This is a genomic window from Desulfofustis glycolicus DSM 9705, from assembly GCF_900130015.1.
Lineage (GTDB): Bacteria > Desulfobacterota > Desulfobulbia > Desulfobulbales > Desulfocapsaceae > Desulfofustis > Desulfofustis glycolicus.
The window spans coordinates 94,890-110,382 of the sequence record NZ_FQXS01000018.1; the positions used below are offsets into that span (position 1 = coordinate 94,890).

The 15,493-nt window shown below is 54.5% G+C and carries 13 protein-coding genes; 11 read left to right on the forward strand and 2 right to left on the reverse strand.

Going from position 1 to position 15,493, the window contains the following annotated elements; genetic code table 11:
* The first annotated feature begins 101 nt into the window (after positions 1–101).
* The 9 genes from BUC26_RS14550 to BUC26_RS14590 all read left to right on the forward strand — a co-directional run bounded on the left by BUC26_RS14550 (position 102) and on the right by BUC26_RS14590 (position 12,601).
* Positions 102–641 (forward strand): cytochrome c3 family protein, encoded by a 540-nt coding sequence (locus BUC26_RS14550; RefSeq protein WP_084540691.1) that lies wholly within the window; start codon positions 102–104, stop codon positions 639–641.
* A gap of 336 nt (positions 642–977) precedes the next feature.
* Positions 978–1,403: a hypothetical protein gene (locus BUC26_RS23770; protein ID WP_073377261.1), complete on the forward strand. Its 426-nt coding sequence runs from the start codon at positions 978–980 to the stop codon at positions 1,401–1,403.
* Between the two features lie 287 nt (positions 1,404–1,690).
* Entirely contained in the window at positions 1,691–1,945 is a 255-nt protein-coding gene (locus tag BUC26_RS14560; RefSeq protein WP_073377263.1) for an SHOCT domain-containing protein, read from the forward strand.
* A 39-nt stretch (positions 1,946–1,984) separates the two neighbouring features.
* Positions 1,985–3,730, forward strand: coding sequence for a two-component system sensor histidine kinase NtrB (locus BUC26_RS14565; RefSeq protein WP_143166021.1), 1,746 nt, complete (start codon positions 1,985–1,987; stop codon positions 3,728–3,730).
* A gap of 4 nt (positions 3,731–3,734) precedes the next feature.
* On the forward strand, positions 3,735–5,102 hold the full coding sequence (locus BUC26_RS14570) for a sigma-54-dependent transcriptional regulator (RefSeq protein WP_073377267.1): 1,368 nt from the start codon (positions 3,735–3,737) through the stop codon (positions 5,100–5,102).
* 626 nt (positions 5,103–5,728) lie between these two features.
* The gene (locus BUC26_RS14575; RefSeq protein ID WP_073377268.1) at positions 5,729–6,805 is read left to right on the forward strand and encodes a DUF2235 domain-containing protein; all 1,077 of its coding nucleotides are present in this window, start codon (positions 5,729–5,731) and stop codon (positions 6,803–6,805) included.
* Between the two features lie 51 nt (positions 6,806–6,856).
* Positions 6,857–9,532: a hypothetical protein gene (locus BUC26_RS14580; protein WP_073377270.1), complete on the forward strand. Its 2,676-nt coding sequence runs from the start codon at positions 6,857–6,859 to the stop codon at positions 9,530–9,532.
* A 1-nt stretch (position 9,533) separates the two neighbouring features.
* Entirely contained in the window at positions 9,534–10,598 is a 1,065-nt protein-coding gene (locus BUC26_RS14585; protein ID WP_073377272.1) for a ComEC/Rec2 family competence protein, read from the forward strand.
* 338 nt (positions 10,599–10,936) lie between these two features.
* Positions 10,937–12,601 carry a vWA domain-containing protein gene (locus tag BUC26_RS14590; protein WP_161949867.1) on the forward strand — a complete coding sequence of 555 codons (1,665 nt, stop codon included), beginning with the start codon at positions 10,937–10,939 and terminating at the stop codon, positions 12,599–12,601.
* A 411-nt stretch (positions 12,602–13,012) separates the two neighbouring features.
* Here BUC26_RS14590 and BUC26_RS14595 read toward each other — a convergent pair whose 3' ends face one another.
* A complete protein-coding gene (locus BUC26_RS14595; protein WP_073377276.1) occupies positions 13,013–13,294 on the reverse strand; it encodes a type II toxin-antitoxin system RelE/ParE family toxin in 282 nt (93 codons plus the stop codon).
* Between the two features lie 6 nt (positions 13,295–13,300).
* Entirely contained in the window at positions 13,301–13,579 is a 279-nt protein-coding gene (locus BUC26_RS14600) for a ParD-like family protein (RefSeq protein WP_244155865.1), read from the reverse strand.
* Between the two features lie 248 nt (positions 13,580–13,827).
* Here BUC26_RS14600 and BUC26_RS14605 point away from each other — a divergent pair, with 248 nt between their 5' ends.
* Both BUC26_RS14605 and BUC26_RS14610 read left to right on the forward strand, forming a co-directional pair.
* Positions 13,828–14,745, forward strand: a complete 918-nt coding sequence (locus BUC26_RS14605; RefSeq protein WP_244155866.1) for an RluA family pseudouridine synthase — start codon at positions 13,828–13,830, stop codon at positions 14,743–14,745.
* A 266-nt stretch (positions 14,746–15,011) separates the two neighbouring features.
* On the forward strand, positions 15,012–15,326 hold the full coding sequence (locus BUC26_RS14610) for an IS3 family transposase (protein ID WP_073377279.1): 315 nt from the start codon (positions 15,012–15,014) through the stop codon (positions 15,324–15,326).
* The last annotated feature ends 167 nt before the right edge of the window (positions 15,327–15,493 follow it).

Here is a 15,493-nt window from a genome sequence, read left to right on the forward strand (position 1 = left end):
AGTCTATCGCCGGCGTTTTGTATCGTTTCACAACGACATAACGGGTGCTTGTTGAGCTGGCAGGATGCTGATGCATCCAGCAGTCAGCCGGGGAGAAAACGATGGTATTAGGAAAAATGAGAAACGGAGGGCGGGGCTGCAGATCGTTACTGGTGACTCTGGGATGCCTGGTCATCGTTTTACCGGTGGCGGCGTGGGGAGGTTCGCTGGCCGCTACACCAATGCATATCGATAGTGAAGCCTCCCGCTGCAGCGAATGTCATCGGGAGCCAACCGTCTTGCCGGATAGGCATCCGGATGTCGCCGGAATGAATTATTCACAGTGTGTCGAATGTCACTCGGCCGAAGAGGTCAACTTTGCGCAGCCGTTGCCATTGGACCACATCCACCTGCTCAGCGGGATAGGGTGTGGGGATTGTCACAGCGATCCGGCTACTCCCGGTCCAGTGGGGATGGACACGTGCCTGGAGTGTCACGGCAGTGCCAGGGATGTTGCAGATGAGACGGCACAACTCGACCCGAATCCCCACGACTCGCCCCATTACGGCGTTGATCTGGATTGTACGCTGTGTCACTATCAGCACCAGCCGTCGGAATTGTTCTGCAGTCAGTGCCACACCTTTGATATGGTGGTACCGTAAGGTTTTCTTGTCGTCTCCACTTTCACGACTGATGCCGGGTGTCTAAATTCAAGACAGATCACCGATCCCTGACGACGGTGATCTGTCTTGAAATAAGACAGCTGGCCGCTCGCTCGCTGCTCCCGGTTGGTCTGCTCGAAATTTTAATGCGTACAATTATGGTACGTTAGGTCGTCTCCGAAATTGATTTTCCGTGGTGGCATGGCCTCTGCACTATGAGAGGTAACACGACGGCGCACTATCGGAACTGTGATCGTCCACGACACATACGATGAGCGCACTATCGGCCTCTCAATTGGGCCGCAACGGAAAACAAGGAAAAAAAGGAGACACACCATGAAGAAAATCATTATCACAACGATCCTCATTGTCGGACTGGCTGCAGGTTTTTCCTTTGCCCACAATAACGATTGGGGGATGAGAGGAAACGGCGGACACATGATGGGCGGTAACTACGGAATGATGCAGCATGGCATGATGGGCGGTGGCCAGCCGATGATGGGCCCCGGTATGATGGGCGGCTTCGGCGGTTATGGCGATTGCCCGAGAGCGACGGCGTTTGGCGATGGTCAGTGGACCAGTGAGTCGCATCAGAAATTTCTTGATGACACGGTAGAGCTGCGAAAAGAAATCAATGACACCCAGTTTGCCTATCAGGAAGCACGGAGAAATCCGAATACCACCCGGGAACAATTGGTCTCGATCGAGAAAGAATTGATCGATCTACGCAGTCAACTGCAGGAACGGGCAGCTCAGCAATAACAGTAATATAGCCGACGGGCCGGTGATGAACCGGCCCGTTTTTTATGCCGGTCCGGCCGTCTCGATTGACCACGGCCGGACCGGTGCACCTTGACGGACTAGGAGAGTTGCCGGTGCCTGACCACTTCCTGTAATCGCCCCGCGACAAACGACCGAAGCTGGTAGCCTTAACAATAAGGGCGATAGTGCCTAATATTTAGACAGAATCGATAGTCTGGCAATCAGGGGGTGTCGTGCGGTGTCTGCCGCCGGCTCAAACCCCCTGTGAAATAACGGAGATTTCCACAATGTATGGACACGGAGCAGGAGCATCAGACTGGTTGTGCGGGTTCGGAACCATGTTTCCCCACCCATTCGGCATGATCGTAACCATCATTTTCTGGCTTGTCGTCATCGTCCTGGCGGTGAAATTGTTTCAGTATCTATTCTCCGCCACGTCCGGCCGTAACGAATCCAGTTCCCTGAAAATAGCCAAAGATCGCTATGCCGCGGGCGAGATCAGCAAAGAGGAGTTCCAACAGTTGAAGAAAGATCTCACATGAACGCGGCCGTTCCTCCAAACAAAGGCCGCCCAGAGCGAAGTGGCTGGTAAGATGGGCGGCGACGGTTCCCCGAAGAGCAATTTTTTTCGCAGCAACCTGCTGTTTCGGCCGTCCAAGGCAGCTGTCGGCGTCTTGGTCGCGACGATCGTCCTGGCTGTCGTGCTCGCCTTGTCGACGTTGCAAAATATCAATCGCGAGCAAGAGCTTATGGAGCGTTTCATGCTCCAGAAGGGGGAGACGGTCGTCAGAGCGGTGCGGGCGGCCTTGAGAACCTCGATGATGCACCGGATGATGGGGAGCGGGGATGCGCTGCAGACCTTGCTGACCGAGAGCGGCAGGGAGAGAGATATCGCCTTTATCGTGCTGACCGATCGGGATGCCCGGGTCATCGCCCAGACAGAAGACGCACCGGATGTGCAGACGATGGTTGCCGACGTCAACGTACAGGGTGATGCCGATCGATTGCTCTCTTCTTTGGATGAGCAGGCCGGGTTGTTTATCGTCAGCGCCCGGCTCGCCGGCTGGGGCGGATATACCCGCAGATCGATGATGCCGATGCACCGGCTGCACGGGTATGGCGAGACCGCGCGTCTTGACGGCGCGATCATCGCCGTCGGCTTGTACACTGAGGCTTTTGACGAAGCGAGACGGCAGGATGTGCGTCATGCCATCTTCATGGGTGCGCTCCTGTTCCTGGTCGGCAGTGCCGGGCTCTATGCCCTGTTCGTCTATCAGGGGATGCGGGTGGCCAAAATGACGCTGGCCAACATGAAGCTGTACACCGACAATATAGTGGGCAGTATCCCTCTGGGCATCATCACCCTGGATAAGGAGCAGCGGGTCGTCTCCTGCAACCGCATCGGAGAGGAGATCATCGGCCGGTCGGTAGAGGAGCTTCGCGGCCGGCTGTTGCCTGAGATTCTCCCCGGATGCGGGGGCGATGCCGCGTCTTCTGACATGACGGATCTGGATCGCCGGGTCGATTGTGAAATGGCCGATGGCCGGCGGTTGCCGCTGCAGATCGGCAGGGCGCCGCTGCACAATACCGCCGGTCAGGAGATCGGCACCGTGCTGGTGCTCCGGGATATGACACTGATCCGGGACATGGAGCAGCAGCTCGAGCGATCGAGAAGAATGGCCGCACTGGGCAAGATGGCGGCCGGTATTGCACACGAGATCCGCAACCCGCTCGGCACGTTGCGCGGCTTCGCCCACCTGTTCCGCACCCAGGAAAAAGTGACCGAAGACAACAGGAAATACGCCGAACTGATGATCGGCGAAGTGGATCGACTCAATCGCACCGTCTCGGGCCTGCTGCAATTTGCCCGACCGCGGGAGCCGAGCTTTGAAATTGTCGATCTCGACGAGCTGTTTGCGCGAACCTTCGCCCTGTTGGCCAACGATTTTGCCGAACACAAGCTGAAAGCCCATCGCCAGCAGGAGGTCGACATCAAGGTGGAGGCCGATCCGGACCTGTTGCTGCAGGTCTTGATGAATTTGCTGAAAAACAGTGTTAACGCCACACCTGCAGGAGGCGAGGTGTCGCTGCGCGCTGCGGCGGACGACCGGCTGGTAAGAATTATTGTAGCTGATACCGGCAGCGGCGTCAGTGACGAGGATAAAGAGCGGATGTTCGACCCGTTTTTTACCACCAGAAAGAACGGCGTCGGTCTCGGCCTGGCGGTCAGTCACCAGATCGTCGAGCAGCATCATGGCACCATCGAAGTCCGAACCGCTCCGGGGGAGGGGACCGAGGTAGAGATACAGTTGCCGAAAAAGAGGTGAATTGATGAAGCGCAACCGCGACGATACTCCCACCATCCTGCTCGTTGACGACGATCAGGCCCATCGCCTGATGCTCACCGCCAATTTGAGTGCACATGGGTATCGTGTCGAGCAACTGGCCGACGGTGACGAGGTCTTACCCTTTCTCGCTGAGCACTCTGTCGACCTGATTGTGCTGGACATGAAGATGGAACGGCTCGACGGCCTGGCCACGCTGTCGCTGCTGCTCCAGGCGGGACACGACACCCCGGTGATCATGCTGACCGCGTTTTCCTCCGTCGAAAGCGCTGTCGAGGCAATGAAGAAGGGGGCCTTCGATTACATCGCTAAACCGGTTGATATCGACGAACTGCAGGTGCTGATCGACCGGGCGCTCAGTTTCACCGCCATGAGCGAAGAGAACCGGAGCTTGAAAACGAGGCTCGGCGAGCGCTTTTCCTTCAACAATATCGTCGGTAACAGCCCGGCCATGCAGGAGATGTTTGCTACCCTGGCCATGGTCGCCCCATCCGATGCCACCGTGTTGATCACCGGCGAGTCGGGGACCGGCAAGGAACTGGTGGCCAATGCCCTGCATCAGAACAGTCTCCGGCGGGATGCCCCGTTTATCACGTTGAATTGTGCGGCACTCAACGAGAACCTGCTAGAGAGCGAGTTGTTCGGCCATGAAGCCGGTGCCTTCACCGGTGCTTCGGGCCGGCGTCGCGGGCGTTTTGAACGGGCCCACGGCGGTACCCTGTTTCTCGACGAAATTGGCGATATGAGCCTGCCGATTCAGGCCAAGATCCTCAGGGTGCTCCAGGAAGGTGAATTCGAGCGTCTCGGCGGCACCGAGACGATCAAGGTGGATGTTCGTCTGCTAGCAGCGACCCACAAGGACCTGCAGGCGATGATAGAGGCGGGCACCTTCCGGCAGGACCTCTATTTCCGCCTGTCGGTTGTTCCGGTCAACCTGCCGCCTCTGCGCGAGCGTAGCCTCGATATCCCGGAGTTGGCGAACCTCTTCCTGCATCGTTATGCCCGGAAGAACCAGAAGGACATCAAAGGATTTCACCCCGAAGTAATTAATCTGCTGATCCACTACGAATGGCCGGGCAACATCCGGGAACTGGAAAATACCATTGAGCGGGCGGTCATTCTCTGCCATGGTGAGCAGATAACTCCCCATGATCTGCCGTCACACCTGCTGTCCAAGGAGGTCCGCGAGTTTGGCAGCGACACGCCTGACAAGACATTCACTCTGCGCGATATGGAGCGGGAAATGATTCGTTCGACCCTCGAGAAGACCGGTAACAACAAAAGCCGGACGGCGAAAATCCTCGGCGTGGCCAGGCAAACGCTGCTCAACAAGATCAAAGAATACGGATTCTGACGTTTCCGGTTTCTGAAAATCGGGCCCACTGGTGCCGGCCAATACCTCAGCGGCTGGAGGTGGAGCTTTTTTGTTTCCAAATATATCAGCCTGTTAAATGACTTTGACCACTGACTGTGCCGGCGCATCCGCATGTATTTTATCAAGCTGTGGCGGTGGTGCCGGACCAAGGTGTGTGAGCTGGTGGAGCTTGGTACCAACCTTTTTCCGGCGATCTCTAACAGAGCGACTATTGACATATCTAAATTGTTAGGATAAGCTGATATATCCTTTCCTCTTTATTGGTAGTATTTCGAGAGTGACAGGTATGCCGTGCCTGTGCACTCTCGGTGACTATTTCCTGTAGTATCACTACCACAGAAACGATTATGCCGATACATCAGTAGCATAATCTGTTTCTCTTCTTCATTGGTCATCAACCAAGTCGTATACTTCTCTCCCTCACACATGGGAGGTTTTGGTTATGCCAGGATTCTCACCCCACTTTATTCAACTTGCCCGACACATAAACAATGCAGTGCAAAGGTGCACGCAATCAGTTCTTGGCTCTCTGCGAGCGGGATAAAGGCAGTTCTTTCTGACGGCCAGGGGAGACCGGGCAAACGAGGAACGGGAGGCACAAGATCATGAAGCGGATCATTCTCTGTGCTGATGGCACCTGGAACGAACCGGAAAGAAAAGACAAAAAGACGGGGCGACTGCAGCCGACCAATGTTCTCAAAGTCGCCCGTGCCATCCTGCCCCGTTCACGTGACGGCTTCGATCAGGTCGTCTACTACCATGAAGGTGTGGGGACCGAAGGTGGGCTGGATAAATTCACCGGCGGCGCTTTTGGCAGAGGCATGGAGCAGAACGTGCGGGCGCTCTATCGCTTCTTGGTCTTCAACTTTGAACCGGGCGACGAATTGTACTTGTTTGGCTTCAGCCGCGGAGCTTTCACGGTTCGTACGCTCGCCGGGTTCATGAACCAGGTTGGTTTGTTGGAAAAGGACGACGAGTATTATACGCCCGAGGTGTACGGCCTCTACCAATCGAGCACGCAGAAAGGCTCGTCTAAATGGCAGCACGCGTTCCGCAATATTAGCGGGACGCGTCCTTGCCCGGCAATTCAATTTATCGGTGTCTGGGACACCGTCGGTGCCTTGGGGGCGCCTGGACTTCTCGGCCAACTGGTGAATCCGGGGAAATATAAATATCACGATATCGGGCTTCACACTAACATCCAACACGCCTTTCACGCGCTGGCTATCGATGAACGCCGGAAACCATTTTTGCCAAGCATGTGGATCAAACCGCAAAACTGGTCCGGCGCGCTGGAACAGGTCTGGTTTCCCGGCGTGCATTCCAATATAGGAGGCAGCTACAGCCCTGACGGCCTGGCGAATGAAGCGCTGCACTGGATCGTGGAAAAAGCGGAGAATCTGGGCCTGGAGTTTGATGCCAACCATCTCGGCCACTATCGGCCCTGTTTCAATTCGGTGCTCAACGATTCCATGACCACGCTCTATACGGTTATGGGCCCGATACAACGAAAGCTGGGCGAACATACCGGCCATGGAGAAGCGGTCCATCAGTCAGCGCTTGATCGACGAAACCTTCCGGAGTGTGCCTATGATCCCGATAATCTAAGGAGCTATCTGGCCAGTGGCAGTGCACCCGTAGTGAACACGCACCGGATCGCCCGCGGCACACCGTGCCCCTAACCGTGATACGGTTGTTGTTGATGTCACGAATTACTTTTCTGGAGATTTGTCATGTCCCTCCTCGCAAATGCCAATGCCGTTGCCGCTCTCGGAACGTTATGCAAGATCGACAACACATCACCTGCTGAGATGCGACTCGCACCGAATAGGGAGCAGGACGTGCGACAAGCGGTGGCGCACGGTTCAGTCGATTTGAACCTCGACCTGACCGCACTGGCTGAATTGGCTATCAGCGAGGAGGGGATAGAAGACTTGCAGCGGGTATGGGAATCGGCAGCCGTAGAGTACGAGCGCAATCACCCCTATCAAAAGCTTCGTTTGCGCGTCGAAACCGGTACCCTGGAGCAGGCACCGGAGATCGTCAAGATCATCAGGAAGGCCGACAACGCCGGTGCGGTTACCATTGTAGCTCGTGACCTTGTCGGTCCCTCGCGCTGGGACCTTCCACTGAACATCGGCGCTTATGGTGCTGAAGCGCGATCCGCTATTGAGTCGTACTGGCACGCACAACTCATTGAGTTCGATTTCACCGATACCGCGCGGCACAACTTCGATCTTCTGATTTTCGAATCCCTCGCCGAAGTCGAACGTGTGCGCGATAAGCGGCTGACAGCCGGTTTCCTCGTCGTGCAGGTGGAAACGCCAGATGATTTGAGCGTGGCTACCGTGCGTCGCCTCAATGAGGCCATCGGTTTCCGTGCCGCCGCGCTTATCCAAAGACCGGACTCGTTCACCACTTGTATCCAGATATTTCTCGATAATCTGGCGCATAATAATCAGCCCGACATTGCCATCACGCAGGCCGGTGTTCACGATGCACCCCTTTTCATTGTTGGGGATCCCGCTTTTTTGGATCGCGCCCGTATAAGTACCGTTACGGCCCACCTGGAAGACGAGTTGGAGCGGCAATTTCACTCCGGTGCGATCGAAACGGACGAGTTTTCCGACATGGTCGACGAGGTAGCTGCCGCGCCGGGACCCGATTCCGAGGCATGGGATGCCGAGTCAGGCGCTGCCACCGAAACGGTGCATCGCACGGCGAGGATAGGCGCTTTATTAGTGAGCCGGGCAGGGACACTCCGTGAGGCCACCATGGTGCGGCCACAGCGCCATCTGCAGGCACAGGTCTTTGATGTGAGTGGCGGGGCACCGGTGCAACGCATGCGCTCATTTGAAGCAGGCGCCGATCATGAAATCAATGTTCGCATCGGCCCAACCAGCATGAATTGGATCAATGCGCCGCGGGGGTTTCCTGATCATGCATTACCAGAGCAGGAGACACGGCTTACGGTAACGCTGCTGGCGCCGGCTTTTGTCAGCACACCAGTTGCTCAGGAGATTCTGATCGGTCCCACGGGAAGCAGCGAGGTGGCCAAATTTTCCGGGAGCGTTCCGGCCGATGCCATTGAAATCGATGCCACCATCATCGTCTACCATAAAGGCAATCATCTGCAGACCGCACAGTTGTCCGGCCCCGTGACCCATGGCGAAAACGTGCCGGAAGCCACCGGCATAGATTTCTCGCTCGGCCTGCCGAGCGAGGCGGAACTTGGACGCCAGCGGCCCTTTGATCTGTCCATATGGAAAGACGAAACTGAACTTGAACTCACCATATTCGATGCAAACGCAGCCCCGGGCCAGCCTTCAAACACCATCCTGCACCCGGCACTGGGGGGAATAGATGCTGTCGTTGCCGCTATCCGCGAAGAGTTGTTCGACGCTGCCCGGAGAATCGAGCAGCTGGAGACAGGTATCGAAAATGCCGGCCTGCGCACGCTGAATAATCTCGCCGCGCAGGGTGAATACCTGCGTCGCATCCTTTTTGGTACAACCTCGCAGGAACATATTCGCCGGGTTCAGGTAACCAGCCCTCACTCGTCGGACTTCTTCCCGGTGGAGTATCTCTATGATTACGTGCTACCGGATGAAACAGCAGCCCTGTGTCCCGAGTTCAAGCGGAGTGACGGTCCGGACTGCTCGCCCAATTGCCCCGCGGCCGCCGGTGACAGTCGTTTTGTGTGCCCGTCGGGATTATGGGCGCTCAACAGAGTTATCGAACGACAGGTGCGACCGCATAAACGTGCGGGAAGTCGCCAACCGGAGGTTGCAGCACACCAGCAAACCCGGCTCGGGCTCAATGGCATTATTTTCGCCGCTTCCAACGAAGTAAACACGCCCGAGCATCCGAATGAAACCGCCGATACCATTGTCACCATGCAGGCTGCAGCCCCTGTCTACCCGGCGAACACCTGGCAGGAATGGGTTGATCACGTGCGAGATCACTACCCCTCGCTGTTGGTCGCACTGCCCCATAATGTAGAATCGCGCCCGTTCCATAAGCTGCAAATCGCTGCATCGGAAGAACTGGCGCTCAATCGTATCACCCTGGAACATGTCCGACCCGGGACCGATACGCTCGGGTCGGCAGTGCTGCTCCTCGGCTGTAACACCGCGAATGCCACGGTAGCCTATCAAGATTTTGTCAATGAACTGCGCTGCGCCGGCGCCTCACTCGTGATCGCTACACTCACCTATGTTCTCGGTCCGCAGGCAGCAAAAGTAGCCAGGGAATTCGTGGCGCAGATCTGGCGATCCAGGGACTCCGACACGGTGGGAGAAATCATGCGACAGGTCCGCGGGCGCATGTTGGCACAAGACAATATCATGGCGCTGGCGATCACCGCGTTTGGTGACGCGGACTGGCGTTTTTACACGGAGAGACAGTGACATGCTGCACCTTGAAATGCTGTCGGCAGCACACGGTGACGCACTGCTGATCGAATACGGCCCGGTCGATGCCCCCTATCGCATACTCATCGACGGCGGACCATATTTCGCCTACGACGATCCCGGTGGTCTGCGCGAACGGCTCAAGGCGCTCCAGGACAGCGGAGCAACCACCTTTCAACTGCTCGTCATCACCCACGTGGATACGGACCATATAGACGGCATCATCCGCCTGCTGCAGGACCCGGAACTGGCCGAAATCAGATTCAACGACATCTGGTTCAACGACTGGAAGCACCTGGAGGCGGCAACAGCGGGTATTCTGGCGGGTGTGCAGGGAGAGTTTTTAGGGGCACTCCTGGAACACCGTGATCTGCCGTGGAAGAACCATCCAAACTTGTCCGGCAACCCCATTGTCGTGCCCGATACTGGCCCGCTGCCGGTATTCAATCTGAACGGCGACGCCACCATCACCTTGTTGTCCCCGGGGCTTGCTCAACTCGACAACCTCAAGAAGAACTGGCGCCAGTCTGTGCGCCACGCAGGCTTCACCCCAGGCGATCGTGCTGCAGCCCTTGCCGAGTTGGAACAGCGCGCCCGCTATGGCCCACCGCCCGGTGTGTTGGGCGGCACAGAGGACGATTCACCGGCCAATGGCTCAAGTATCGCTTTTATACTCGAGCACGGAGGAGAGCGACTACTCCTTGCCGGCGATGCCTGGCCGACCCTGCTGGAAAAATCGCTCGTGCGCTATGCCCAGGAGCACGAAAGCCCGATCAAGGTGCTAGATTTCAAACTCCCGCACCATGGCTCATTCAGCAATCTGAACAAGAACATCATCAAGGCCCTGCGGCCGGATCGGTACCTGGTTTCCTCAAGCAGCCAGTATTACGGACATCCGGATGCTGACGCCATAGAACTGATCCTGAAACACCATGAAGGCGACGCACCAACGTTCGTCTTCAATTATCTGAGCCCGAAAACGGCGCCCTGGGCGGACGCAACTCGCCAACAGGAACTCGGTTACACGGTCTCTTTTCCGACTGGAGCAAGGTGGGGGGGATGAAGCAGCCAAGGCCATCGGAGATAACGTGGGATCCTGGGGCCACATGATGAGCAGCCCAAGCGTCAACAGCTTTCAAGGAGAACGATTGAATGAGTAGGTCGAGTGGAACGCCCGTAAGCTGCCTTTCGGATTCCCAGTGCGCTTCGCGCTCCGGGGCCCCCTAACCACAGACGTTAGCGAAAAGGACATAATGGAAGGGCGAATTCAGCACCCGCGGCCTCTCCGAAATCCAAGACTTTTTAACGGAGGGTATTATGAGATGGGTATCAAGGTCCTTTTTTGTATTCTTCGTCAGTCTATGCTTGGTATTTTATGGTCAGCCTTCACTAGGCGAACCGATGTTGGACGCTGATCGCACCGTAGACAAAACCATAATACACCCGGGCCAACCGGTTGAAGTCACCCTGACCCTGACCGGTGATCACGAAGCTCAATGTGCCTCTACCGCACTTGCAGTAGTGCTTGACGTCTCTGGCAGCCTTGCCGATTGGCATGGTCAACTCAGTGCCGCGATCATTGGGTCTTTGCCATACATCGACTTTCAGAACGATCAGGTGGCTGTTTCCACTTTCAACCAGAATTATAACGTGCTTCAGAGCTGGCAGGGGTCAAACGAGGCATCGGTGATCCTGGCCTTCACCAAGCTTCAAGCAGGGGGAGGAACAAACATCCCAAACGCCCTGAGAAAAACTAATACACTTTTAGAAGCCGCTCCCGGCAATCCTGCCTGTAAGGCTGCGCTCTTTGTCACCGACGGGCAGGATAGTTGCCCGGATCAGACGGACATGGACTTAGCAAAAAACAACGGATGGACCTACGCCTTTATAGGCGTCGGCTTCCAAAACCAGAATGTCTTGAAATGCATGGAGATCGGCACGGGTGGAACATATTACGACACGACCCAACCGCCCTATTCGAACGCTCTGGACGGCGCAATTCGGGCAGCAGTTGACGATTTTATCCGGAAAGCACTGAGGATTGTGGCACCGAGCAACATCGTCGTCACCGAAAAGTTGACGAATGAGGTAGAAGTCACGGCAACCGAGGCGCCAAACCCGCCGCCGAACCAAGCAAATCCGAATGCTTTTGTTCAAGCCGCCGCACCGGCATGGGCAGCCCTCAAGACCACAGGAAGCGCCACCCTTCCGGCTATCGACCGGCTGGATATTGAGTCAAACGGGGCTGTGGCGGAATACTCATTGCACTACACGATCACAGTGGATGAGTGCGACCCACTCTACACGACCTATTTCAAGATTGACGCGCCCGACGCCTCGGTCGTCTACGATCTTCCAGGATTAGGTGTGCGCAGCGTCAAGGCTAACCCGATTAGCATCTCAGTGCATCCCTGTGCCGTCGAGTTCAGCAAATGGTGGGATTCTGAAGCTCACCGTTTGAGGTTGAGTTTCGCAAACCACTATCCTTACGTTGCTGAAGGGTTTCAGGTGCTCGAGATTCTGAACCCCCCGCTCAAAATTCGACGTGCCATGCCTCAACCCCAATCAGGGGGTGTTGGCTTCAGCCACGCACGTTTTGACCTACCGCCACTCGCTCCAGGTGCAAGCCACGAGATTACATTAGCTATTTCCCCTTCTTCTCCTTTGCCGCAGAGCAACCAACCCTTCCCTGTCAATGCCGTGAAAGATCCGTACTTTTCCTTTATCGTCCCTTGGTACGCTACTACGATCTCGCCAGCTTCGAGTGACCATACGACGTTGAAACAGGCAATCCAGACCGGTTTAGTGAGCTCTCCTGCTAAAAACGTGCTTGAAAAGGCCGCCTATGCCGTACCGCATGCCCACAATACCGAGGCCACGGTAGGCACTCCGGTCAAGCCGGCCGGGTCTACTCCTTGGCCGGGTTTCGACTGGCGCGTGCCTGGTTCAACAGGGGATTTTCTCATCAGATCCGAAGGCACGAGCTATGTGATCTATGTCGCGCACAGGCAATGGCAGTACAATTTTCCACCGCTGCCGGTCAGCCGAGATGAGTTGAACCATTGACCCCGTGAACAGATCTTTTGGCGACCCAAGGGGACACGACCCCCCTGTTCCCGGTGTCAGAGGAGCAACTGAACTTCGCCAGGATAAATCCACTATTTTGATTTTACGTCAAAAAAAGTTCGAAGAAATTTGAAGAAAGTCGAAAAGGTCAAAATAAAATCCACAACCACCCCACACAACGATGTGAACGAAAACATCTGCGGCTTGTCCGCAGAATGTTCTAACTAGAAGTTATTCTGGTGAGCGAAAATAGTTCGAATATTTGTCAAAACTAAAGATTTGCCCCCCTTTCTAGCCAACCTTCATCTGGAGATCTCTATCTGCTTGAGCCGGAAGAGCCCATGGCGACTGGCCAAGTCCAAAGCCACGCAGATGGGTATGAGCAATCAATGGCTTCAGGATCAAGGTCTGTTATTTTTCTTTAAAATATGATTTAAGATTTCTGTAATAGTTCTCATGCGGACCAAGCATGATGAGTTCAAGATCTTCATCTAAAAAACGGTATGATAAAAGGTACAGCACCCCTTGAATTTTGAACTTGTAGACAAAAACTCCCTTCAAATCGCCTCTTTTCTCCACACCAATGTGGGGGGCAGGGATAATATCTTTTATAGCAGCGTCTAAATGCTGCTTTTGTTTTGCTTTTAATTTCTTTACTTTTTTGGCGAAAGAACTTGATTGAAAGACTTTCATAGGAGTTCAACCGAATTGGTACTCTTCTCTTTCGCCTTGATTTAATTCTTCAATACCTATCAGTATTTCTTTGATAAGGTCGTAGGTTAGATCAGGGTTTTCTTCTGCACACTTGCCAATTCTGGCCCAGTGTTCTATTTGACCAGTTAATGATCGGTGATCTACCTTGCTGAATTTGCGTGCATCATTCAACAGTGCTTCAGATATTCTTACTGCTGTTGGCATTTTGCTACCTCCATATTCTTTGAAGTTTGAGCCTTTTGAAAAACTTAGATTTTCGTTCAAAATCAAGGCATGCGAAAAATTTTACCACAGGCATATAATTGATATTCCGAGGATAAAATTTTGAGCATAACGCAGAGTTTGGGCGAAAAGATTGTTTTGCAAATGGCTCGTTTATTCATTTTAACTAGAAACATAGCAATATGCAACGTAACGATTCATTTTGCAGTCACTGAGCCCGTAGCTGTAACCACCAACTGGTGACCTGTGATCGGCAGTGATCAGGACACCTCCTCTTCCTTGCGAGTAAGATGATGCAGAACAAAACTGGTAACCGCCCCGAAAAGAAGACACCGAAATCAGACAAAGTGACTGTTGAGCACAGCGGTTCGCTGCTTACCAGCCTCATTGAGGCCTTCCCACAGAAGAGCCGTAGTTTGTTGAAAGCCGTGTTGCGAGATCAACAGGTCCTGGTCGATGATAAACCGGTAACGCAGTTCGATCATCTGCTCACGGCGGGTCAAATCCTGGAAGTTTTCTGGGAGAAGACTTCTCCCAGGCACCGCCCGCACGGTCTCAAAATCGTTTTTGAGGATGAGGACCTGATCGTGGTCGAGAAACCGGCCGGGCTCCTGACAGTCGCTACGGACAAGGAAAAGCGCAAAACCGCCTATGCCCTCTTGAGCGACTATGTGAAAGCGGAAAATCCGGATAATAAAATTTATATCGTCCACCGAATCGACCGGGAAACTTCCGGTCTCCTGCTTTTTGCCAAAAATGAGGCAATCAAGCACAAGATCCAGGAGACCTGGGGGGCGACCATCAAAGAACGTATCTATGTGGCGGTAGTTGAAGGAGTGGTCGAGCGGGAAGGGGGAACCATCACTTCCTTTTTAAAAGAGAGCAAGGCCTTTATCGTCTATTCTTCGCAGAATCCCAAAAACGGCCAGAAAGCCGTGACCCACTATACGACGTTGAAGACCGGCAAGGATTACTCCCTGCTGGAGATCCAGCTTGAAACCGGGAGAAAACACCAGATTCGTGTCCACATGCAGGATATCGGGCACCCGGTGGTCGGTGATACCAAATACGGTTCCCGACAAAAACCGCTCGGCCGGCTCGGCCTGCACGCCCGGGTACTCGCCTTCACCCATCCTGCAACCGGCAGACTGTGTAGATTCGATACCGGTATCCCTTCAAAATTCCACCGACTTTTTCCCCGTGAGTAGGGATCCAGCACCTTACCCGGTGTGGCTTCCGCCAATCGTTAGGCCGATATTTCTGAGAGTTCCGGCCTCATACTTGTGGAGTCATTTTCTGTTTTTTCTGTGTATTCAAAGGGGGGGGCGCAGCGACCGGTGAATTGTGATAATTGATCCGATTGGCATTTACAGCGAATTTGGGAAACAAAGGCGAGACGGCCCCCAAGATTAGGACCACGAGCTAAGTTATAGTAAGATGTTCATAGTTTCTCAACCCAAGATCATGAGGAATTATGAAACGACAGCGACGCAAGCACACCCCGGAGTTCAAGGCCAAGGTAGCCTTAGAAGCGATCAAAGGGATCAAAACCCTCAGTGAGATCTCCAAGGAGTACGAAGTCCACCCGGTCATGGTCAGTGCCTGGAAAAAGGACATGATGGAACGTCTTCCGGAGGTTTTCGAGAAGAAAAATACCAAGAAGGATAAACTGACAGAGAAGGAAACAGAGCAACTGCAACGCAAGGTCGGGCAGCTGACGATGGAGGTCGATTTTCTCGAAAAAAAGTGCAGGCAGTTGGGAATAACCGGCAAAGAGCGCAGCTCATAGAGCGCGATTCCCAACTGAGTATCCGCCGCCAGTGCCAACTCTTGAGCATCTCGAGATCAATGGTCTACTATGAGCTGACCGGCGAGTCGGAAGAAAACCGTGCTCTGATGAAAGAGATGGATCGTCTTTATCTGGAAGATCCGACTGCCGGTTCGAGACGAATGAGC